The following is a 21,824-nucleotide window of genomic DNA, read 5'->3' as shown; positions in this document are numbered from 1 at the left end:
TGTTTCGGGCGATGTGACGTATTCTGCACGCCATGATCTCGGATACACGCGCACTCGCCGGTGACCTCTCACTCGCCGTTGTGCGTCTGACGCGTCATCTGCGGGGGAGACGCACCGATTCCCGAGTTTCTCTGACCCAGATCTCGGCAATGGCCACCCTCGCGCAGGAAGGTGCGATGACCCCGGGGGCACTGGCAGCGCGCGAACGCGTCCAACCACCCTCGATGACCAGGGTCATCGCGTCTCTGCACGAACTCGGTCTCGTCGAGCGGACGCCGCACCCGACGGACGGACGACAGATCATCGTGACGCTGTCCGAAGCCGGGAGGGAATTGCTCGCCGACGAGGCGCAGGCACGCGAAGTGTGGCTGACCGAACGGCTCGACAAACTCGATCCCGACTCGCTCGCCACATTGCGCGACGCCGTCGGAATCCTCACGGCGCTCGTCGCTGAAGACGACTGACCGCACCGCGGTCGATGACGACCGACCGCACCGCGGTCGATGACGACTGACCGCACCGCGGTCGTGACGACCGACCCGGTGCGGGAGGGTGCAGGGCCGCTGGGAGAATGACCCGGTGGTTCACGTCATCGACATCGACGATCCTTCCGACCCCCGGGTGGACGACTTCCGCGATCTCAACTCCGCGGACCGTCGGCCCGACCTTCCCGGTGGCAAGGGTCTGGTGATCGCAGAGGGTGTGCTGGTGGTCCAGCGCATGCTCGACTCCCGGTTCGCTGCGACGAGCCTGCTCGGCGTGAGTCGGCGGCTGGACGAACTCGCCGACGACCTGCGTGACGTCGACGTGCCGTTCTACCGCACCGATGCGGCGACCATGGCGGAGGTCGTCGGCTTCCACCTCAACCGCGGGGTGCTCGCCGTCGCGCACCGGCCCGAACCGCTCTCGCTCGACGACGTCCTCGACAAGGCGACCACGGTCGCGGTGCTCGAAGGGGTCAACGACCACGAGAACATCGGCTCGATGTTCCGCAACGCCGCCGGACTCGGCGTCGACGGTGTGCTCTTCGGGAAAGGATGCGCCGACGCTCTGTACCGGCGTGCGGTGCGCGTGTCGATGGGGCACGTCCTCCGGGTCCCCTTCGCGCACGTCGACCGGTGGCCGTACGACCTGGATCTGTTGCGCAGCAGAGGATTCCAACTGATCTCCCTGACCCCGGACCCACGGGCGATCCCGCTCGCCGAAGCGATGACGGGGGAAAAAGTCGCGCTCCTGCTCGGCGCCGAGGGGCCGGGCCTGACCGAACATGCGATGCGGGCGACCGACGTGCGTGCCCGGATTCCCATGGCTGTCGGCACGGATTCGCTGAACGTGGCCACCGCTGCGGCGATGGCGTTCTACGAGCGGGTGCGGCTTCCGCGATGAGCCGGACTCGCGGCCCCGTGCCCACACCCTGGGCGACGGGGCTCACGCTGACGGCATTCTCCTTCGTCGCCACCGTCATCACCGTCGTCGCCTGCGGGCAGGTGCTCGGCCGGATCCATCCGGCCCTCGCCGTCGTCGTCAATGTCGTGACGGTCGCGGGAGTCGCGCCGACCGTGTGGTCGTGGCTCCGGGTGCAGGTACTGCGCTGGCTCGCCGCCGGTTTCGTGGCCGGTGTGCCGTTCGGCTGGCTCGCGCTGCTCGTGTCCTGACCGCCTCCGCCGGAGAGTTCCTCCACTGGAGGCATTCCGCAGAACGCCTCCGAAGCGCACACTCGGAAATGTCGGGTGGGCCGGAAGGAGAGTCATGTCCCACGGTGCGAATGCCGAGCGGGAGCACATGTCGGTCGGTCAGGGTCTGGCGGCCGGAATGGCGGTGGGAGCCGCGATCATCCTGACCTTGATCGGGACGCTGCAGATCCTCCAGGGGATCGCTGCGGTCGCCGACGACGAGTTGCTCGTCGCCGGGCCGGAATACACGTTCGCGTTCGACCTCACGACGTGGGGTTGGATCCACATCGTCGTCGGCGTCGCGATGGCGGTGGTGGGAATCTCGTTGATCGCCGGCGCGACCTGGGCGCGGGTGGTGGCGATCGTCATCGCCGCACTGTCGATCGTGCTGAATTTCCTGTGGCTTCCGAACTATCCGGGCTGGGCGATCCTGATCATCGCGTTCGACGTGATGGTGATCTGGGCGATCTCGGCATGGAACCCCCGAGCGATCTACTCCTGAACGACCCGGTCGTGCACCGGGCGCACGATCAGCGAAAACACGTGCCCTCCACTCGTGATGGGCGTATGGTTTATGCGTTCCTTNTAGCGAGACCCGCCGACACCGGAGTCGGACAGATGCCACGGATTCGTTCCGGTGTCGAGCGGATGGGCCATGACTGGTGGTGGTGTCGGCAACGGCACGCCGCAGGGGACACAGGATTCGAGATCTTCAATCACCGGGCGGTTTCGCGGGCATCGTTCCGTCCCCCGGTCCGGCCGAGGAGGTTCGGCTATGGATTCATTCTGGGACTACGTGTGGTACACAGTCGTCGTATTCGCATTCGTGGCATACCTGATTGTCCTGTTCCAAATCATCGTCGACCTCTTTCGTGATCACTCCGTGTCCGGCTGGGTCAAAGCGATGTGGGTCATCGGACTGGTGATCCTTCCGTACCTCACGGCGCTGGTCTACCTGATCGCTCGAGGCCGCGGGATGGCACTGCGGGCGCAGCAGGCCCAAGCGGAGGCGAAGCAGGCCACCGACGAGTACATCCGGACCGTGGCAGTCGGGAAATCCCCGGCCCAGCAGATCGCCGACGCCAAGGCCCTGCTCGATTCGGGTGCGATCACACCCACGGAGTACGAACACCTCAAAGCGCAGGCGCTCGGCAACGTCACGACCGGACGCGACGGCGTGCCCATCGCGTGAACCATCGGTGCGGGAAGGGCATCCCGGACGGGTGCCCTTCCGTGGTCGGCTCGTGCGATCGTTGTATCGCGTCGGGGTAGCCGACGGTTGAAAGTATAAGGGCGTCAGCGTAACCCGTAGCGTCCTTGCTCCTCCGAATCGGATCGTGACCGCTCCTCGCGAGGGCCGGCGCACGACCGATGTCTCCTTCGTACACGAGAGGATCGTCATGTCTCATGACGTACGTCCCGACAGGGACGGAATGAGTGTGAAACAGGGCATCGCCGCAGGCACCTCGATCGGGGCCGCGATCATCCTGGCAACGGTCGGCGTCGTCCAGCTCTTCCAGGGCATCGCCGCGGTGGCCGAGGACGAAGTCTTCGTGCGGGGCGTGGAATACACGTTCAAGTTCGACTTCACCACGTGGGGATGGATCCACATCGTCCTCGGTGTCGTGATGCTGGTCGCCGGTCTCGCGTTGATGAGCGGCGCCACCTGGGCCCGTGTCACGGCGATCGTCCTCGCTGCGTTGTCGATCATCGCGAACTTCCTGTGGTTGCCGTACTACCCGTGGTGGTCGATCCTGATCATCGCGTTGGACGCGGTCGTGATCTGGGCGATCTCGACCTGGCAGCCACGCGCCGACTACTACTGACGCGACCGTGCAAGAAAACGGCCGCAGCGTCCGGGGTGATCCGGGTGCGAACGTCGCGACCGATGTTCCCCGATCGCGGGCACGGCGGTGGGCACTGCACCTCACACTTCCCGGGTGTTGGGGTGCAGTGCTTTTCGCGTGCCTGTCGTTCACCCCGTCGTTGCTTCCGCGCGGCGGGATCCTGCAGGGGATGATCTGCGGGATCACTGCCGCGATCGGATACGGCCTCGGCGTGCTCCTCGCGTTCGTGTGGCGCGCCTTCGCCGACCGGCCTCCTCGGTCTCCCAAGGCTGCGTCGTGGTGGATCTTCGGCGCCTGCGGGGCGGTCCTCTTCGCGGTCTTCTTCGGGCTCGGCCAGTACTGGCAGCACGAGATCCGTACTCTGATGGGGGTTTCCGAGTACAACCTGGCACTTGCGGTTCTCTCCCCGCTCGTCGCGGTCGTGATGTTCGCTGTGCTGCTGGCGATCGGACGTGGTATCCGCGCCCTGTACCACTGGGCGGCACGGACACTCGACCGGTGGATCGGGCAGCGGGCCGCGAACGTCGTGGGGTGGGTTCTCGTCGCGGGACTCGTGTACGCGATCGTCTCCGGAGTGCTCCTCGCCGGCTTCATCGACGCCGCCAATGCGGCGTTCTCGGCGCGGGACACGAGAACCGAGGAAGGTGTGCAGCAACCGACGACCGCACTCCGCTCCGGTGGACCGGATTCGGTCGTTCCGTGGGATTCTCTCGGGTGGCAGGGGCGGATCTTCGTCGGGCAGGGGCCGACCACCGAACAACTCGGTGAGTTCACCGAAGGTCCTGCCCTCGAACCGATCCGGATCTACGCCGGCCTGGCATCGGCGGACGACACCGAGGATCGTGCGTCCCTCGCTGTCGAGGACCTCACCCGGGCAGGAGGATTCGAGCGGAGCAACCTGGTCGTCGTGACGACGACGGGGAGCGGCTGGGTGGACCCGGCCCTGGTGGACTCCGTCGAGTACCTGACCGGCGGCGACGTCGCGACGGTCGCGATCCAGTACTCCTATCTGCCCTCGTGGATCTCCTATCTCGTCGATCAGTCGAAGGCGCGGGAATCCGGACGCGACCTGTTCGACGCGGTCTACGACGTCTGGTCGAAGCTTCCCCAGGACGCCCGCCCCCGACTGCTCGTGGCTGGGGAGAGCCTCGGTTCGTTCGGCGGGGAGACCGCCTTCAGCGGCGAGTACGACCTGCGCAATCGCACGTCGGGCACGGTCTTCGCCGGACCTCCGAACTTCAACGTCCTCTTCCGGGAGTTCAGCGATCGCCGGGAGGCCGGCAGCCCCGAGATCGAACCGGTCTTCCGGGACGGCCGCACGGTGCGGTTCACGAACGACCCACAGGCGGAGATCCCGCCGACGGACGAGCCGTGGGAGGGGAGTCGGGTGCTGTATCTGATGCACCCGTCGGACCCGATCGTCTGGTGGAGTCCGCACCTGATCACGAGTGAGCCGGACTGGATCGGCGAAGCCCCCGGCCGCGACGTGCTCGAGGACATGGTGTGGATCCCGTTCGTGACCTTCTGGCAGGTCACGGCCGATCTGCCCTTCTCCACGGGTGTCCCGGCCGGGCACGGCCACAAGTACAGCACCGAGTACGTCGACGCCTGGGCTCTCGTCCTGCAATCCCCGGAGATCACACCCGACGACATCGACGAGGTGAAATTCATTGTCGGAGCAGAGGAGTGACGAGTCCGACCGGGAGCGTCGCTCGACGGCACGTCAGTGCGCCGCGCGTCGCCGCCACCAGGAGGTCTTCGGTGCGGGGACGGAGATCTGCGGGACCGGGGTGCGCAGCGTGAAACTCCAGGTGTCGATGTTCCGCGGGTCGAGTTCGTCGTCGCGGCGCCCGACATAGCGGAACCCGAGCCACGCGCCGTGGGCCTCCTCGACGAGCTTGCGAGGGTGGAAGGGCAGGGACTCCGGGGGAGGGGGTACGTTCGGCGGCCAGCGGAGCGGATGCTCGCCCGCCCAGAACGGCCGCTCCCATACGAACGGGATTCCCTGGTCCTCGAAGAACTCGACGGTGTTCGCTCCGAAGCCGCGGCGCAGCCGGCCGCACTCCCACACGGCGAACGATCCCCACGCACCGGCCGGATCGGATGCCAGCAGGCACGTGCGTTCGGCGGCGGGCGTGCGCAACCACATCGTGGGCAGCTCCGAGGGGTGGCGTAGTGCGAATCGGGGGCTCGACACCACCGTCACACCGGGATAGCTACCGACCCGGAACTGTTCGGCGCCATCGTCCTCGCCGGTGCCCCCGGCGTCGGCGAGCGGTACCCGCGCGCCGGGATCGACCTGGAACTCCGGGAACAGACGCGACAGAAGTGCTCGCGCCGCATCGCGGTCCGGAGAGAACTCGCGCAGCACCGCTACGGGATCGGGTGCGTCGACGTACCAGAGCGTCGACACTGTCGCCGACATCGTCGACGACTTCCTCAGACGCGTCCGTTACTGCGCACACCGAGCAGCACGTCGTCCCACGAGGGGAGCGCGGGCTTGCCGCGCTTGTCCTTCGCGGGAGCCTGCGACGCGCGCGATGCATCGGCGTCGTCGGGCACCGTGACGGCGACGGTGGTCTCCTCGTCGGCGACCGGCTCCGGAGCCGGTTCGTCGGAAGCGGGAGCCTCCAGCGCGATCGGGGCGTGATGGTCGGCGTTCTCCACCTCAGTGGAATCGTCGACGTCGCGCGCCGAGTAGACCGGGGTCAGGTAGCGCAGGGGACGGCCGCAATCGGGATCGACGAGATCGGCGGCAATGTCGTCGAGCGCGGTGATCGTGCCGCCGTGAGCGTCGGGCTGGTAGCGCCAGTGCGCGCGGTTCGTGGAACGACCGGCGTGCCACCGCAACTGCGCGACCCAGAAGCCCTCGTCGTCGCGCCAGGCGTCCCACTCGGCTTCGTCGAGGCTGTGCCCGCGAGCGCGGAAGGCCTGCGTGACGATCTCGTGGAGGGTCTCGACGGCGGGACCGTCGGGGCGGACGGGATGGCCTTTCTTGGCCATGTCGGCGGCCCGGGACCGCTCGAGCAGGACGGGATAGGCGAACCGTTCGACCTTGGCGACCGGGACGCCGGCCTCGTCGGCCACCTGTTCGACCGAGGCGCCGCCGCGGATGCGGGCCTGGATCTCGCGAGGGCGGAGCTGGCTGGTCGTCTCGATCTGGATCTGGCCGAGACGGGCCAGATCTCCGCGAGCGGCCGCGCGCAGGGTGTCGTCGACGGGAATGCGGAACTTGTCCCCCGTCGTGGGATCGGCGAGCACCACATGCTTAGCATCGGGCTCGAGACCGACCACTCGAAGCTCTCGCACCTTGACCTCCTCGCGCCGATCGCGATTGACCCGCCCGACTGTAACCGACCTGGATATTTTTCGTGGCCGGACACGCCGCGCCACGCCGAGCGACATCGCAAGAAATCCGACGCGGCGCGTTATCGTCCAGGGTTCGCCGAAATGTCTCGATGCGGGGTCGAGACTATGACAACAACGGGGCCGGATCCGACATCGGACCCGGCCCCGCTGTGCGGCGTACTCAGAGCTGGGAGACGACCCAGTCGATGCACTTGGTCAGCTGCGTGACGTCCTCGGGATCGATGGCCGGGAACATACCGATGCGCAGCTGGTTGCGGCCGAGCTTGCGGTACGGCTCGGTGTCGACGATGCCGTTGGCCCGCAGAATCTTCGCGACTTTCGCCGCGTCGACGGAGTCGGCGAAGTCGACGGTGCCGACGACCTGCGAACGCAGCGACGGATCGGCGACGAACGGCGTCGCGTACTCGGAGGCCTCGGCCCACTCGTACAGGCGCGAGGACGAATCCTTCGTGCGCGCCACGGCCCAGTCGAGACCGCCGTTGCCGTTGAGCCACTCGATCTGGTTCGCGAACATCAGCAGGGTGGCCAGTGCCGGGGTGTTGTAGGTCTGGTCCTTGCTGCTGTTGTCGACGGCGATCGGCAGCGACAGGAACTCGGGGGTGAAGCGACCCGATTCCTTGATCTCGGCGACACGCTCGAGCGCTGCCGGGCTCATCAGCGCGATCCACAGGCCACCGTCGGCGGCGAAGCACTTCTGCGGGGCGAAGTAGTACACGTCGGTGTCGGAGATGTTCACCGGCAGGCCGCCGGCACCCGAGGTCGCGTCGATCGCGATCAGGGTGTTGTCGGAATCGGCGGGACGCTGTACCGGAACCGCGACACCCGTGGAGGTCTCGTTGTGCGCCCAGCCGATGAGGTCGGCCGATGCGTCGGCGACGATCTCCGGAGCCGAGCCCGGCTCCGAACCCACGACGATCGGATCGCCGATGAACGGGTTCTTCTTCGCGACCGTCGCGAACTTCGACGAGAACTCGCCGTAGGTGAAGTGCTGCGAGCGCTCCCGGATCAGACCGAAGGCCGCAGCGTCCCAGAAGGCGGTGGTGCCGCCGTTGCCGAGGACGACCTCGTAGCCCTCGGGCAGGGAGAACAGGTCGCGCAGACCCGAGCGGACACGGGCGACGACGTCCTTGACCGGCTTCTGCCGGTGGCTGGTGCCGAACACCGAAGCGCCGACATCGACCAGCGACTGCAGCTGCTCGGGACGAACCTTGGACGGGCCGCAGCCGAAGCGGCCGTCTGCGGGCTTGAGGTCGGCGGGAATGATCGGTGACGCGTCTGCCATCGGAATGCGTGTCCTAAGAGTCGAGGGACATGGTGCACAGGCAGTCTAGACCGCCCCCTCGGAGCCTCCGCCGGGCGCTGGTCGGCCCGGCCGAGGAAGAGGCATCAGCGATGCGTGATCGAATCCCAGCCCGTGACCTCGGAGGCAGGGCGTGGATCGGGGCCGGTGTAGATCGCCGCGGGACGCACGAGCTTGCCCAGACGCTTCTGCTCGAGGATGTGGGCGCACCAGCCGGCGGTCCGTCCGCAGGTGAACATCGCGGGCATCATCGCGGCGGGGACCTCGGCGAAATCGAGGATCACCGCAGCCCAGAACTCGACGTTGGTCTCGATCGCCCGGTCGGGACGACGCTCGCGCAGCTCGGTGAGGGCGGCCTGCTCGAGCGCGGCCGCCGCCTCGAAGCGCGGAGCGTCGAGCCGCTGGGCGGTGCTGCGCAGCACCCGGGCGCGGGGGTCCTCGGCGCGGTAGACGCGGTGACCGAAGCCCATGAGCTTCTCCTTGCGGTCGAGGATGCCCTTGACCAGACCGCGCGGATCGCCGGTGCGTTCGGTCTCCTCGATCATCGGCAGCACGCGGGCCGGCGCACCGCCGTGCAGCGGGCCGGACATCGCGCCGACCGCGCCGGAAAGCGAGGCGGCCGCGTCCGCGCCGGTCGAGGCGATGACCCGGGCAGTGAACGTCGAGGCGTTCATGCCGTGCTCGGCCGCCGAGACCCAGTAGGCGTCGATCGCCTCGACGTGCTTGGGATCCGGGTCGCCCTTCCACCGCACCATGAAGCGCTCGGTGACGGTGCTCGCCTCGTCGATGCGCTGCTGCGGCACGGCGGGCTGGTAGATGCCGCGGGCGGACTGCGCCACATAGGACAGGGCCATCACCGCGGCGCGGGCGAGATTGTCGCGGGCCGTGGCGTCGTCGATGTCGAGCAGCGGACGGAAGCCCCAGATGGGTGCGAGCATCGCCAGACCGGCCTGGACGTCGACACGCACGTCGCCGGTGTGGATCGGCAGGGGGAACGGCTCGGCCGGGTACAGGCCGCGACCGAACTCGCCGTCGACGAGCAGGGCCCACACGTCGCCGAAGGTCACTCCCTTCTCGACGAGCTCTTCGATGTCGACGCCGCGATAGCGCAATGCGCCACCGTCCTTGTCGGGCTCGGCGATGTCGCTCGTGAAGGCGACCACGCCTTCGAGTCCTGCGACGAAATCCTCGGGAACTGACGCGCGCGCTGCCATGACGGTTGGGCTCTCCTCGTTCGAGCACGGCCCGGTCCGAGCCGCGCTGCCGGTGGAATGAGGTCACCGTCAGGTGTGATCGGCGCCCCACTCGGGTCGTCGGGAAAACTGTAGCGCCCGTGGTCCGAGCGTCGCTGCCCGGATGCCGGGAGTACCGTCGTCGTTCGTGCCGTCCGACTTCCCGTTGCCGCGCCCCGAGGGTGACGACCTCGCGCGTATGCGTGTCGACTACAGCCCGTCCGGGCCGACCGACGAGTCCTCGGCCGACCGCGATCTCACCCCCGGCGATGTCGCCGAGGGCTGGCTTCCGCTGGTGCGTACGTGGTTTGCGAACGCGGTCGCCACCGCGGTGCCCGAGCCGAACGCGATGGTGCTCGCGACCGTCGACGAGCGCGGCCACCCGGCGACCCGCACCGTGCTGTGCAAGAAGATCGACGCCGACGGCCTGACCTTCTTCACCAACTTCGAGTCCGACAAGGGCCGCCATCTGGCCGGGCACCCCTACGCGTCGGCGACCTTCCTCTGGCTACCGGTCTACCGGCAGGTGACCGTCCGCGGACCGGTCGTGCGCGTGCCAGACGAGGAGACCCTCGCGTACTGGCAGACGCGGCCGCGTGGATCCCGCCTGGGCGCATGGGCGTCGCAGCAGTCGCGTCCCGTGGCCGAACGCGCCGATCTCGAGCACGCCCTCGTCGAGGCCGCCGAGCGCTACGAGGTCGACGACGACATCCCGGTGCCGCCGTTCTGGGGTGGATTCCGCATCGTGCCCGAGTCTGTCGAGTTCTGGCAGGGCCGGCCCAACCGGTTGCACAACCGGATCCGGACCCGCCTGGTGGACGGTCGCTGGATCGCCGAGCGTCTGCAACCGTGAGGCGCCTGCTCGCCGACACCACACCGCTGCGCAACAAGGACTACGCCCGGCTGTGGTGGGCCGGGATCGTCACCGTCATCGGTGCGCAGATGGCGGTCGTCGCCGTACCCCAGCAGATCTACGAGATCACCCGGAACTCCGCTTATGTGGGGTTGACCGGCGTGTTCGGGCTCGTGCCGCTCGTGGTGTTCGGCCTGTGGGGTGGAGCGCTCGCCGATGCGATGGACCGCCGGAAACTGCTCATCGTCACCTCCACCGGTCTCGGTGTCACGTCGCTGTTGTTGTGGGCGCAGGCCGCGATCGGTCTGAACAACGTGTGGGTACTGCTCTGTCTCTTCTCGGTGCAGCAGGCGTTCTTCGCCGTCAACCAACCCACCCGCGCGGCGGTGATCCCGCGGTTGCTGCCGGTCGGGCAGATCGCGGCGGCCACCTCGCTGAACATGACGGTCGTGCAGTTCGGGGCGATCGCCGGTCCGTTGTTCGCCGGCGCTCTCATTCCCGTCGTGGGTCTGTCCACCCTCTATCTGCTGGACGCGATCTTCCTGCTCGCCACGCTGTGGGCGGTGGTCCGACTCCCGGCGATCCCGCCGCTCGGTGAGGTCACCAAGGCCGGATTGCGCGCGGTCTTCGACGGTTTCCGGTACCTGTCGGGCCAGAAGATCCTGCTGGCGTCGTTCGTCGTCGACATCGTCGCCATGGTGTTCGGGATGCCGCGCGCCCTGTTCCCGCAGATCGCCCACGAGTCGTTCGGCGATCCGGCGCAGGGCGGCTTCGCCCTCGGTCTGCTGTTCGCGGCCATGTCGGTCGGCGCGGTGATCGGCGGCGTCTTCTCCGGATGGCTGCCGCGGGTGCAACGCCAGGGTCTCGCCGTGATCGTGTGCATCGTCCTGTGGGGCGTGGCGATGGTCGGCTTCGGTGTCGCGGTGTGGTGGGCCGAGCCCGACGGCAGCGGTCTGCTGCTGTGGGTCGCCCTGTTCTTCCTGGCGTTCGGCGGGGCGGTCGACATGGTGTCCGCGGCCTTCCGCTCGACGATGCTGCAGACCGTCGCCACCGACGAGATGCGTGGCCGCTTGCAGGGCGTGTTCATCGTCGTCGTCGCGGGCGGACCGCGCATCGGCGACGTGCTCCACGGCGCCGCCGCAGCGGCTGCAGGCACGGCCGTCGCGGCTGCCGGTGGCGGCGTCCTCGTCATCGTCGGCACGCTCGTGTGCGTCGTCGCCTTCCCTGCCTTCGTACGCTACCGGGTCTCACGCACTCTCGGATGACGCGCCTGCGGAGTCGCACGGCAAGGGAGCACGCAACTCCGTGACGGCGATGCGCGCGGCCTCACCGATCGCTGCATCGACGACCGGCAGTACGGGATCCGCGCGGGCGGCGCGGGTGAACACCGCGACGGCGATCGGATACTCGCCGGGGAACTCGACGACCGCCACCTCGTTGCGGATGATGCCGATCGTGCCGGTCTTGCCGGCGATCGCGACCCCGCGATGCGGGAAGCCCGACGCGATGCGGTGCGGCCAGACCTGGGCGCGCATCACCTGCTGCGCGAAGGCGGTGCTCTCGGGCGAGAGCACCGAGCCCGACCACACGGCCTCGAGCAGCCGGGTCATCTCCTCCGGGATGGTCGCGCTCGTGTAGGCCGGGTCGTACGCCGAGACCGTCCAGGCCGCGTCGATGTCGGTGAGCGCCCGGAACGCCTCGACGGTGGTGCGGGTGTCCGTCTCCTCGACGAGGCGCTGATAGACGTCCGCCGTGCCACCGATGATCCGGGTCCGCGTGAGTCCGAGGCGCGCGAGGAGTTCCTCGACGGTGGTCGTGCCGATCTCGCCGAGCAGCACATCGGCCGCCGCGTTGTCGGACACCGTCATCATCGATGCGGCCACGTCGCGTCGGCTCATCGTCACCGGATCCCGGAAGCTCGCGATCCCGGTCGGGCCGGGGGTGCAGTCCGACGGCACGATCCGCAGCTGCCCGGATGCGTCGAGTCGGCCGGCGTCCACCTCCGCGCAGAACGCGAGGAACAGCGGAAGCTTGTACACCGACGCGAGGACCACGCGTTCGTCCCCGCGCACCGACAGCGTCGCCGCACGTGGATCCGAACACCGACGGGCGTGCAGCCATCCCGTGCACCCGGCATCCGCGAACACCGCGCGGATCCGGTCGACCGCCGTGTCTCGCCGTTCTCCGCCTTTCACCGGACGCGTTCCTTGAACAGCACGCGGTCGAGGGCGTCGACGTGCGCACCGACGTCGGCGTCGGCACGTCGCACGATGCGCACCCGCAGGGCCAGCGCGGACGGAGCCCAGTCCAGCCAGGCCACGCCGGGCACCGAGCCGGGCGGTGAGGTCGACATCCCGAAGTGGGTACCGGCGGCCACGGCGGCGAGCACCGCGCGGTCGTCCGCCGCCGGGGTGGTCTCGACATCGAGTCCGCGTTCGCGCAGCAGATCCTGCGCCGCGTCGAAGGCCGCCGGGTTCCCCGTCCGCGGCGGCGCGGCGAACGTCAGGTCGGAGAGCATCGGCAGACGGGGCCGGTCGGAGCGGGCGCTGCGGTGGTCGGCCGGCACGACCAGCCATCGCCGGAGTTTGACCACCGGGCCGGCCTCGAGTCCTTCGGTCAGAGCCGGATGCTCGACGACGGCGAGATCGCACATGCCCGAGCGGACGGCGTCGACGAGTTCGACCGTGCTCGCGGAACGCGTCGCCACCGTCGCCTCACCGCGTCTGCTCAGAACGGTGACGCACAGGGTGACCAGGCGATCGGGTAGTACGCGGGTGGCACCCCAGTGCAGAAGACCCCGGGCGCGGGCGACGCGCCCGGCCTCGGCGAGGAAACGATCGGCGTCGTCGATGAGGAGACGAGCGCGGGGGAGCAGCTCCGCTCCGGCGGGCGTGAGGACCGCTCCCTGCCTGGTGCGATGCACGAGTTCGGAACCGAGATGCTGCTCGAGTTTCCGAAGTCCTTGTGACAGAGGAGGTTGCGTCATGTCGAGCACCGCCGCGGCCCGGCCGAAGTGTCCTTCCTCCGCGACGGTGACGAAGAACCGGAGGTGGCGGATCAGGTCCATGGCAGGGGATTCAATCAGCACGGGCGGACGATTCACCGACCCGGCGTGTCGCGCGGCCGGATCCCGTCCGTCGTCCCCGCCTCCAACAGCGGCGATAGTTCTTCCGACTCGTGCGGACGGCGGGTGGGTATTGGCGGGGCGACTCCCGTCGGTGGTGTCCTGTCGGCATGGCTTCCACCGATTCACTGCTCCGGAAAGGATTGTCGCGCAGGGGTTTTCTCCATTCCGCGCTCGCCCTGTCCTCCGTCGCCGCGGCGGCGGCCTGCGGGTCGCCGGACGGTCCGATCGCCAGGGGGCCGTCGACGACGGCCGATTCGGTACCCGGCACACATCTGCTCGCCGCCGGTGTCGACGAGCGTCTCCGGGAGATCGAGGACCGCTACGCCGTGCGGCTCGGTGTGGTCGCGCAGTCGCCGGTGACCGGGCGCGTCCACACCTATCGGGCCAACGAACGGTTCGCGATCTGTTCTCCGTTCAAGGTTTACGCCGCCGCCGCGATCCTGCGACTCGAGGCGGAAGGATCCCTCCGTCTCGACGAGACCCTCCCGATCGACCCGGAGGACATCGTCGTCAATTCGCCGGTGACCTCGGAACATCAGGGGCGCGTACTGCCGATCGACCGGCTGTGCGAGGCCGCGCTCACCCGCAGCGACAACACTGCCGGAAACCTGATGCTCCAACGGATCGGCGGACCCGGGGCCGTCACCGCCTTCGCCCGTTCCGTCGGGGACGAGACCACCCGGCTCGACCGCTGGGAACCCGAACTCAACGAGGCGGCACGGGGCGACGAGCGCGACACCACCACCGCTGCCGGACTCGCTCGCGGCTTCCGGGAGGTGCTCCTCGGCGCGGGGTTGCCCGCGCCGCAACAGCGGACACTGCTCGGCTGGATGCGCGCCACCACCACCTCGGACACCCGGATCCGCGGGGGATTGCCGCCGGGATGGACGTCGGCGGACAAGACGGGCGGGGGCAATCACGGGACGGTGAACGACGCCGGGGTGGTGTGGTCGCCGGACGGGCAACCGCTGCTGCTGGCGATCCTGTCGGACTCGACCACCGGCGACCCCGACGCACCCCTCGAGGGCGCGCCCGTCGCGGAGACCACCGCCGTGCTGGTCGACGCACTCTTCGCTGTGCCGTGAGTACAGTGGCCGGCGTGGGGCGCCGGATACGCGCAGATCCCCGCGTAACGACCTTGGTGAGACCCGGGTAGTATTGCCGCAGGTTATCGGCGTGTGCCGGCCTTGCGGCGCAGTCGCGGAGGGTGCGGGCGAGCGTTCGGAACCCACATGGACGACATACCGATCGGGGACCTTCGGCGGACCCTGCCGCAGCGCATACCCTGCGCTACGGCTAGGTTCTACGTGAATGTCCGGAAGTTTCTCGTAGGTCTGAGCTTGAGAGGGATCCTTCGTGCCCGCTGAGAATGACACCAACCCCACCCTCAGCTACCCCGGTGGCGAACACACGATGTCGATCGCCAAGGCGACGGAAGGCAATGACGGTATCGAGCTGGGCAAGCTCCTCGCGGCGACCGGGTACACCACCCTCGACCCGGGTTTCGTCAACACCGCCTCCACGAAGTCGGCGATCACGTACATCGACGGCGAGAAGGGCATTCTGCGGTACCGCGGATACCCGATCGAGCAGCTCGCCGAGAAGTCGACGTTCATCGAGGTCAGCTACCTGCTGATCTACGGTGAGCTGCCGACTGCGGAGCAGCTCGAGGTCTTCACCGACAAGATCCGCCGCCACACCCTCCTGCACGAGGATCTCAAGCGGTTCTTCGACGGCTTCCCGCGCAACGCGCACCCGATGCCCGTCGTGTCGAGCGCGGTCAACGCCCTGTCGGCGTACTACCCCGACTCCCTCGATCCGGACGACTCCGAGCAGGTCGAGCTGTCGACGATCCGTCTGCTCGCCAAGCTGCCGACCATCGCGGCGTACGCCTACAAGAAGTCGGTCGGTCAGCCCTTCCTCTACCCCGACAACTCGCTGTCGCTGGTCGAGAACTTCCTGCGCATGACCTTCGGCTTCCCGGCCGAGCCCTACGAGATCGATCCCGAGATCGCTCAGGCGCTCGACATGCTGCTCATCCTGCACGCCGATCACGAGCAGAACTGCTCGACGTCGACGGTGCGCCTCGTCGGTTCCTCGGACGCCAATCTCTTCACGTCCATCTCGGGCGGCATCAACGCACTGTGGGGCCCGCTGCACGGCGGCGCCAACCAGGCCGTGCTCGAGATGCTCGACGGCATCCACAAGTCCGACGGCGACGTCAAGGACTTCGTCCGCAAGGTCAAGAACAAGGAAGACGGCGTGAAGCTCATGGGCTTCGGGCACCGCGTCTACCGCAACTACGACCCGCGGGCCGCGATCGTCAAGAAGACCGCCGACCGCATCCTCAAGAAGCTCGGTGCGGGCGACGAACTGCTCGAGATCGCCATGAAGCTCGAAGAGGCCGCCCTCACGGACGACTACTTCATCGAGCGCAAGCTGTACCCGAACGTCGACTTCTACACGGGCCTGATCTACCGTGCGATGGGCTTCCCGGACCGCATGTTCACCGTGCTGTTCGCCCTGGGTCGCCTGCCCGGCTGGATCGCGCACTGGCGTGAGATGCACTCGGACCCGACCCTGAAGATCGGCCGTCCGCGTCAGATCTACACCGGTTACACCGAGCGCCCGTACACGTCCCTCGAGGAGCGCTGAACCCTCGGAGCGACCGGAAAGATCGACCGANAAAGCCTGAAATCGAGTTCCAGGAGGGTCCCGCCCCCACCCAGTTGGTCATCAAGGACCTGGTGGTCGGCGAAGGTGCCGAAGCGGAGCCCGGATCGAAGGTCGAAGTCCACTACGTCGGGGTCGAGTTCGATACCGGTGAAGAGTTCGACTCGTCGTGGAGCCGTGGTGAGTCCATCACCTTTCCGCTGTCCGGTCTGATCGCCGGCTGGCAGGAGGGCATCCCGGGTATGAAGGTCGGCGGCCGTCGCCAGCTGACCATCCCGCCGGAGCTCGCCTACGGTCCCGCCGGGTCGGGCCACCGCCTGTCGGGCAAGACGCTCGTGTTCATCATCGACCTGCTCGCCGTGCAGGTGCCGCCGGAGGTTCCGACGGTCGAGCCGGCGACCGGCCCGGCGCCCGCCGATCTCGTCATCGAGGACATCACCATCGGTGACGGCGACGAAGCGCAGCCCGGCGGCGTGGTCGACGTGCACTACCACGGCGTGGAGTACGACACCAACGATGTGTTCGACTCGTCGTTCGCTCGCGGCGACTCCGTCCGCTTCCCGCTCGGACGACTGATCCCGGGCTGGCAGGAAGGCATTCCGGGCATGCGCGTCGGTGGACGCCGCAAGCTCACGGTGCCCCCGCAGCTCGCGTACGGACCGGCCGGTTCCGGGCATCCGCTCGGAGGCAAGACGCTGGTCTTCGTAATCGATCTGCTCGGCGTCGGATAGCCGGACCTGCAACGACATCCGAGGCCCGCAACACCGGTGAGACCACCGGGGTTGCGGGCCTCGTCTTCGTTCAGTTACGGGGCGCCCCGAGCATCGACAATGCGAGGCCGACGTAGTTGCGGGCCAGATCGTCGACGTCCACGCGGCCGGGCCGGTACCAGCGGGCGACGTCGATCCCCAGCGACAGGATCGCCAGTGCTGCGGTGGGCACGTCGCCGACCCGGAACGCGCCGATGTCGACCCCCGAGGAGATGACCTCACGGACCACCGCGTCGGTGCGCCTGCGGATCTCCGCGATCTCGCGGTAGTGCTCCTCCGACAGCGCATGCAGTTCGTACTGCGCGACCCGGCAGGTGGTGTGGTGCACGGCGTGGATCCGCACGAAACGGTCGACGATGGCGCGGATCCGCTCGATCGGGTCGGTGGAACTCGTGGCGGCGCTCTCGACCTCCTCGAGGACGTGGAGGTGCCCGTTGCGGCCGGCCTCGAAGAGCACGGCCTCCTTGGACGGGAAGTGCACATAGAGCGCTGCGGGGCTCAATCCTGCGCCGACGGAGATGTCTCGGGTGGTGGTCGCGTGGTAGCCGCGGCGTGCGAAGGACTCCACCGCGGAGGCGACCAGCCGGCGCGCGACCTCGGATCCACCGCTCGGGAGCGCTGCGACAAGAGAGGCGTCGGGGGTCTGCTCGGGTGTGTCGGTCACGGGGTCCGTCCTGCGGGTCGCGGAGAAGGCGTCGTTGACATCATGCACCGTCGTTGGTCTACTGAGTGAGCGCTTAGTTCGTTCCTGCTGAGTTCGTTCCTGCTACGGCCGATATCCGAGTCGCCCGAAAGGATCCTCGATGCCTTCTCCAGTCCTGTCCCGCCGCGACCTGGACTTCCTCCTGTACGACTGGCTCGACATCGAGTCCCTCACCGCTCGCGACCGCTTCGCCGAGCATTCACGGGAGACCTTCGACGCCGTACTCGACCTGAGCGCCGACATCGCCACCAAGCACTTCGCTACCCACAACAAGAAGGGCGACGCTCAGGAGCCTCGCATCGGCGAGGACGGTCGCGTCGAGATCATCCCCGAGGTCAAGGACGCGCTCGACCTGTTCTGCAAGGCGGGACTACTCGCCGGCGGGTTCGACGAGGAGCACGGCGGCATGCAACTGCCGGTCGCCGTGCAACGTGCCTCGATGGCGTGGTTCCAGGCCGCGAACGCCGGCACCTCGGCGTATCCCTTCCTCACCGCAGCCAACGCGAACCTGCTGGTCACCCACGGCAGCGACGAGCAGATCGAGACGTTCGTGCCGCCGATGCTCGAGGGCCGCTTCTTCGGCACCATGTGCCTGTCCGAACCGCAGGCCGGTTCGTCGCTCGCCGACATCACCACCAGGGCCGTGCCCGCCGCCGACGGCACCTACCGGCTGACCGGCACCAAGATGTGGATCTCCGGCGGCGACCACGAACTCACCGAGAACATCGTCCACCTCGTCCTCGCCAAGATCCCCGGCGGGCCGGACGGGGTGAAGGGCATCTCGCTGTTCATCGTCCCGAAATTCCTCGTCGAGGCCGACGGCACGCTCGGCGAACGCAACGACGTCGCGCTCGTCGGCCTCAACCACAAGATGGGCAACCGCGGCACCACCAACACCCTGCTCAACTTCGGCGAGGGCGTCCACACCCCCGGCGGCGAGGCCGGTGCGGTCGGCTACCTGCTCGGTGAGCCGCACGAGGGCCTGTCGTACATGTTCCACATGATGAACGAGGCCCGGATCGGCGTCGGCTTCCTCGCCACCTCCCTCGGCTACGCCGGGTACCTGCAGTCGCTCGACTACGCCCGTACCCGCACGCAGGGCCGGCCGCTCGGCGCCAAGGATCCGGCCTCGCCGCAGGTGCCGCTCGTCGAACACGCCGATGTGCGACGAATGTTGTTGGCGCAGAAGTCCTATGTCGAAGGAGCTCTCGCGCTGGGGTTGTACTGCTCGAAGCTCGTCGACGTGCAGCGCACCGCCGAGAGCGACGACGAGCGCACCCGCGCCGGTCTGCTGCTGGACCTGCTCACGCCCATCGCGAAGTCCTGGCCGTCGCAGTGGTGCCTCGAAGCCAACAGCCTCGCGATCCAGGTGCTCGGCGGCTACGGCTACACTCGCGAGTTCGACGTCGAGCAGTTCTACCGCGACAACCGACTCAACCCCATTCACGAAGGCACGCACGGCATCCAGGGCCTCGACCTACTCGGCCGCAAGGTGATCATGCAGGGCGGTGCCGCTCTCGCGCTGCTCGGCGAAGCGGTGGGCGAGACGATCGCGCGGGCGACGCAGGCCGGGGGCGACGCCGCCGCCTACGCCCAGCAGTTGGGCGCGGCCGTGGCGCGCGTCGCGGAGACGACCGCGACGCTGTGGTCCACCGGCGATCCCGCTGTGGCCCTGGCCAACTCGTCGGTCTACCTCGAAGCCGTCGGGCACGTGGTGGTGGCGTGGATGTGGCTCGAGCAGCTTCTCGCGGTGGGCGACCGCGAGGGCGACTTCTTCGACGGGAAGCGCGCCGCCGCACGGTATTTCTTCCGTTTCGAACTGCCCAAGACCGGTCCGCAGTTCGATCTGCTCGCAAGCCTCGACCGCACGACCCTCGACGTGTCACCGTCGGTTCTGTAACGACACCTTCCAGGTNACCCGCCGACCGGTAGCGCATGCCACCGGTCGGCGTAGTCGTCGAAGGTGTCGACGATCCGGTCGACCACCGGGGTGACATCGTGCGCGGACACATATGCCGGAAGGCCCGACGCCAGGCCGCGTCGCGCCTCCCAGACGGGAACGGCGATGCGCGCCAGTGTCTCCGACCTGATCATGTCGGCCTCCGCGCGCGGCGGCATCGCATGCTTCTTCGAGCGCCGACGCCGACCCGCTCTGGTCCGCTCCGCATTGTCGACGGGCCAGAACATGCCGTTGTCGCCCGCGGCCAGCTGCCCGAAGACACCGAGTTCGATACCCGCCTCGTTCTCGACCAGCAGGTGCACGAGGTCGTGGGGGAGATAGGGGTGACCGCCCGGGCCGTTGCGCGGAGCGAGCTCCGGACCGATGTCGCGGTGCACCGCGATCTCGTACCCGATCCCGGGACCCTTCGTGAAGACGACGCGCATGTTCGTCACGTTAGGCCCCGCGGGTGGAAGATCGCATCCGATTTTCAGGCGGATGTGCGCTCGACGAGCAACGACAGGGCGTGACGCACCGTCCTCGCGAGCACGTCCTGGGGATCACCGTCGAAGCGCTGCTCCTCGCTGCGGGTGCCGTCCGGACCGGTCGTCGCGAAGCACACCGTGCCCGGCGGGCGGCCGTCCTGCGGGTCGGGCCCACCGGCTCCGCTCACGGCGACGACGATGTCCGCGCCCAGGAGGCGGGAGGTGCTCTCCGCCATCGTGCGGGCCGCGCTCTCGGACACGACGGGGCCCTCCGGAACCTCGAGCAGGCCGTACTTGACCTCGCGCGAGTACGCGACGATGCCGCCGCGGAACCAGTCGGAGCTGCCCTTCGCGGCACCCAGGCGGGCTGCGAGCGTGCCCGCGGTGAGCGACTCCGCGCAGCCGAGCGTCAGCTCCTTGTCGGAGGCGAGCTGTGCCAGCTGCTCGATCAACTCGTCGGAGGTGTCCGTCCCCTCCACCACGTCGTCATCGGCCATGCGTATCTCCTTCCAGAGCATCGGGTCGCACCCAGCGGGTGAGCAGGGTGCCGTCGTCGTCGCACACCAGGTGCGCACGTTGCAGGGGTGTCAGAGCGGCCGTCGGCGAATGCGCGATACGCGCGGCGCTGCCGGCGGCCAGGACCGGAGCCCAGGTCAGGCACAGCTCGTCGACGACGCCGTCCTCGATCATGCGGCCGAACAGATTCGGTCCGCCCTCGCACAGCACCCGGAGCCATCCCGCCTCGCCGATCGCCGCGAGCAGGGAGGGGCCGTCGATCACTGCGTCGGCGATGACGCGGACGTCGCCTCCGGCGGCCTCCACCGCGCGCCGGGCGGTCTCGGGGGCCCGTGCGGTCGTGAAGACCACGGGCGGGATCGTCGTGTCGGTGAACAGACGCAGGTCGGGCGGCAGGTCGCACGAGGCGGTCACCACCGCGACCGGCGGTATCGGAGCGAGTCCGGCCTCCTCGCGGCGCACGCGCAGGGCCTCGCTGGTCCTCGCGCCGCCGTAGTTCTCGGCCCGCACGGTGCCTGCGCCCACGAGGATCACATCGGCGAGTTCGCGCAGCAGCCCGAAGACCTTCTTGTCGGCGGGCGAGCCGAGGGCGCCCGATCGTCCCTCGACCGCCACGGCTCCGTCGAGGGAGGACACGAAGTTGATCCGCATCCACGGCCGGGACAGGTCGTCGGGATAGGCGTAGAGAGCGCGCAGCGCCGTGTCGTCCACGTGCTGCGTCGCATCGGTGCCGTCGAGTCGTCGCATGACGCCGATCAGACCACTCCCGCCCGCCGGATGCACGTCACGCGCCGTGCCCGGCGTCGAGGTCACCCACGGACTTGAAGGTCATGAGGCGGTCCAGGTCGCCACGGAGCTCACCGCGTTCGGGTTCGAGGAGGAAACCGCCGTGGTCGCCGGTCGTGAAGGTCTCGAGGATCCGGCCGACGAACCACGCGCGCGGGCCGTCCAGCACGGGTAGTGCGTGGGGTCCCTCGTGCCACGAGCAGCGGTCGAACTTGTCGATGTCGTCGCCGGTGTGCTCGCCGAACAGCGCTGCCAGTTCGCGGTCTGCCGGGGTCAGGACGTGCACGGCGAGGTGCTTCGCCTTCGACGCCACCCGGTAGGTCCGGTTCTTGTTCGACAGCGCCACCAGGAAGCGGGCCGGATCGATCGCGGACTGGGTCGCGAAACCGATCAGGCAACCGCTGCGTTCCTCGCCGTCGAAAGCGGTGACGATGAACATCGGGTAGTCGAGCAGCGAGGCGATGCCCGCGAAACCGTCGGCGGATCCTTCGAGTGGGGTGCCGGCCATGAGCGGAATCGTACGGCCGTCACACCGATGCGGCGGTGGTTCG

The 21,824-nt window shown here is 68.4% G+C and carries 23 protein-coding genes and 1 pseudogene; 14 read left to right on the top strand and 10 right to left on the bottom strand.

The window, feature by feature from the left end; all coding sequences use genetic code 11:
- The first annotated feature begins 32 nt into the window (after positions 1-32).
- The 7 genes from QR64_RS23480 to QR64_RS23450 all read left to right on the top strand — a co-directional run bounded on the left by QR64_RS23480 (position 33) and on the right by QR64_RS23450 (position 5,210).
- Positions 33-464 carry a MarR family winged helix-turn-helix transcriptional regulator gene (locus QR64_RS23480; RefSeq protein WP_006551668.1) on the top strand — a complete coding sequence of 144 codons (432 nt, stop codon included), beginning with the start codon at positions 33-35 and terminating at the stop codon, positions 462-464.
- A 115-nt stretch (positions 465-579) separates the two neighbouring features.
- Positions 580-1,386 (top strand): TrmH family RNA methyltransferase, encoded by an 807-nt coding sequence (locus QR64_RS23475; RefSeq protein WP_039587701.1) that lies wholly within the window; start codon positions 580-582, stop codon positions 1,384-1,386.
- On the top strand, positions 1,383-1,655 hold the full coding sequence (locus QR64_RS23470; RefSeq protein ID WP_039587551.1) for a DUF2537 domain-containing protein: 273 nt from the start codon (positions 1,383-1,385) through the stop codon (positions 1,653-1,655). Before QR64_RS23475 ends, QR64_RS23470 begins: the two co-directional genes overlap by 4 nt.
- 94 nt (positions 1,656-1,749) lie before the next feature.
- On the top strand, positions 1,750-2,175 hold the full coding sequence (locus QR64_RS23465) for a hypothetical protein (protein ID WP_039587550.1): 426 nt from the start codon (positions 1,750-1,752) through the stop codon (positions 2,173-2,175).
- A gap of 273 nt (positions 2,176-2,448) precedes the next feature.
- Positions 2,449-2,865 (top strand): SHOCT domain-containing protein, encoded by a 417-nt coding sequence (locus tag QR64_RS23460; protein WP_006551664.1) that lies wholly within the window; start codon positions 2,449-2,451, stop codon positions 2,863-2,865.
- Positions 2,866-3,073: 208 nt separating this feature from the next.
- Positions 3,074-3,499: a hypothetical protein gene (locus QR64_RS23455; protein WP_039587697.1), complete on the top strand. Its 426-nt coding sequence runs from the start codon at positions 3,074-3,076 to the stop codon at positions 3,497-3,499.
- A gap of 127 nt (positions 3,500-3,626) precedes the next feature.
- Entirely contained in the window at positions 3,627-5,210 is a 1,584-nt protein-coding gene (locus tag QR64_RS23450; RefSeq protein WP_006551662.1) for an alpha/beta hydrolase, read from the top strand.
- A 33-nt stretch (positions 5,211-5,243) separates the two neighbouring features.
- Here QR64_RS23450 and QR64_RS23445 read toward each other — a convergent pair whose 3' ends face one another.
- From QR64_RS23445 to QR64_RS23430, 4 genes are all read right to left on the bottom strand, one after another.
- Positions 5,244-5,945 carry a DUF6928 family protein gene (locus QR64_RS23445; protein ID WP_039587548.1) on the bottom strand — a complete coding sequence of 234 codons (702 nt, stop codon included), beginning with the start codon at positions 5,943-5,945 and terminating at the stop codon, positions 5,244-5,246.
- Positions 5,946-5,959: 14 nt separating this feature from the next.
- Positions 5,960-6,829 (bottom strand): septation protein SepH, encoded by an 870-nt coding sequence (gene sepH / locus QR64_RS23440; RefSeq protein ID WP_197483268.1) that lies wholly within the window; start codon positions 6,827-6,829, stop codon positions 5,960-5,962.
- 220 nt (positions 6,830-7,049) lie between these two features.
- Positions 7,050-8,171, bottom strand: coding sequence for a phosphoserine transaminase (gene serC, locus QR64_RS23435; protein ID WP_039587547.1), 1,122 nt, complete (start codon positions 8,169-8,171; stop codon positions 7,050-7,052).
- A gap of 104 nt (positions 8,172-8,275) precedes the next feature.
- On the bottom strand, positions 8,276-9,403 hold the full coding sequence (locus QR64_RS23430) for a citrate synthase 2 (protein WP_019289920.1): 1,128 nt from the start codon (positions 9,401-9,403) through the stop codon (positions 8,276-8,278).
- Between the two features lie 184 nt (positions 9,404-9,587).
- Between QR64_RS23430 and pdxH the strand changes: the two genes are divergently transcribed.
- Both pdxH and QR64_RS23420 read left to right on the top strand, forming a co-directional pair.
- Entirely contained in the window at positions 9,588-10,274 is a 687-nt protein-coding gene (pdxH, locus tag QR64_RS23425; RefSeq protein WP_197481817.1) for a pyridoxamine 5'-phosphate oxidase, read from the top strand.
- Positions 10,271-11,539 carry an MFS transporter gene (locus tag QR64_RS23420; protein ID WP_006551656.1) on the top strand — a complete coding sequence of 423 codons (1,269 nt, stop codon included), beginning with the start codon at positions 10,271-10,273 and terminating at the stop codon, positions 11,537-11,539. Before pdxH ends, QR64_RS23420 begins: the two co-directional genes overlap by 4 nt.
- On the opposite strand, the gene QR64_RS23415 is transcribed toward QR64_RS23420, so the two are convergent.
- Together QR64_RS23415 and QR64_RS23410 are read right to left on the bottom strand one after the other, a co-directional pair.
- Positions 11,522-12,469, bottom strand: coding sequence for a serine hydrolase (locus tag QR64_RS23415; protein ID WP_019289918.1), 948 nt, complete (start codon positions 12,467-12,469; stop codon positions 11,522-11,524). The genes QR64_RS23420 and QR64_RS23415 overlap by 18 nt on opposite strands.
- On the bottom strand, positions 12,466-13,341 hold the full coding sequence (locus QR64_RS23410) for a LysR family transcriptional regulator (RefSeq protein WP_039587545.1): 876 nt from the start codon (positions 13,339-13,341) through the stop codon (positions 12,466-12,468). The genes QR64_RS23415 and QR64_RS23410 overlap by 4 nt, the downstream gene beginning before the upstream one ends.
- A gap of 167 nt (positions 13,342-13,508) precedes the next feature.
- Between QR64_RS23410 and bla the strand changes: the two genes are divergently transcribed.
- From bla to QR64_RS28465, 4 genes and pseudogenes are all read left to right on the top strand, one after another.
- Entirely contained in the window at positions 13,509-14,486 is a 978-nt protein-coding gene (gene bla / locus QR64_RS23405) for a class A beta-lactamase (protein ID WP_039587543.1), read from the top strand.
- Positions 14,487-14,757: 271 nt separating this feature from the next.
- Positions 14,758-16,056 carry a citrate synthase gene (locus tag QR64_RS23400; protein WP_006551650.1) on the top strand — a complete coding sequence of 433 codons (1,299 nt, stop codon included), beginning with the start codon at positions 14,758-14,760 and terminating at the stop codon, positions 16,054-16,056.
- A gap of 31 nt (positions 16,057-16,087) precedes the next feature.
- Positions 16,088-16,433: pseudogene (locus tag QR64_RS28470) on the top strand (FKBP-type peptidyl-prolyl cis-trans isomerase); the annotation flags it as partial.
- A 6-nt stretch (positions 16,434-16,439) separates the two neighbouring features.
- The gene (locus tag QR64_RS28465; RefSeq protein ID WP_039958015.1) at positions 16,440-16,805 is read left to right on the top strand and encodes an FKBP-type peptidyl-prolyl cis-trans isomerase; all 366 of its coding nucleotides are present in this window, start codon (positions 16,440-16,442) and stop codon (positions 16,803-16,805) included.
- A gap of 70 nt (positions 16,806-16,875) precedes the next feature.
- Here the strand turns inward: QR64_RS28465 and QR64_RS23390 are convergent, their stop codons facing one another.
- Complete coding sequence (locus QR64_RS23390; protein WP_037217077.1) at positions 16,876-17,508, bottom strand: TetR/AcrR family transcriptional regulator; 633 nt, start codon at positions 17,506-17,508, stop codon at positions 16,876-16,878.
- Positions 17,509-17,647: 139 nt separating this feature from the next.
- On the opposite strand from QR64_RS23390, the gene QR64_RS23385 reads away from it, so the two are divergent.
- Positions 17,648-19,447, top strand: coding sequence for an acyl-CoA dehydrogenase (locus tag QR64_RS23385; RefSeq protein WP_039587542.1), 1,800 nt, complete (start codon positions 17,648-17,650; stop codon positions 19,445-19,447).
- Between the two features lie 529 nt (positions 19,448-19,976).
- Here the strand turns inward: QR64_RS23385 and QR64_RS23380 are convergent.
- From QR64_RS23380 to QR64_RS23370, 3 genes are read right to left on the bottom strand one after another with little or no spacing between them, the layout of a single operon-like run.
- Entirely contained in the window at positions 19,977-20,468 is a 492-nt protein-coding gene (locus QR64_RS23380) for a CinA family protein (protein ID WP_039587541.1), read from the bottom strand.
- Positions 20,458-21,234, bottom strand: a complete 777-nt coding sequence (locus tag QR64_RS23375; RefSeq protein WP_024103101.1) for a pyrimidine reductase family protein — start codon at positions 21,232-21,234, stop codon at positions 20,458-20,460. The genes QR64_RS23380 and QR64_RS23375 overlap by 11 nt, the downstream gene beginning before the upstream one ends.
- 37 nt (positions 21,235-21,271) lie before the next feature.
- Complete coding sequence (locus QR64_RS23370) at positions 21,272-21,781, bottom strand: flavin reductase family protein (RefSeq protein ID WP_039587536.1); 510 nt, start codon at positions 21,779-21,781, stop codon at positions 21,272-21,274.
- Between the last annotated feature and the right edge of the window lie 43 nt (positions 21,782-21,824).

Source organism: Rhodococcus sp. Chr-9 (genome assembly GCF_000801125.1).
Classification (GTDB): domain Bacteria; phylum Actinomycetota; class Actinomycetes; order Mycobacteriales; family Mycobacteriaceae; genus Rhodococcus; species Rhodococcus pyridinivorans.
Note: the sequence above shows the minus strand (reverse complement) of the source record. Positions and strands in the feature narration are given on the sequence as shown.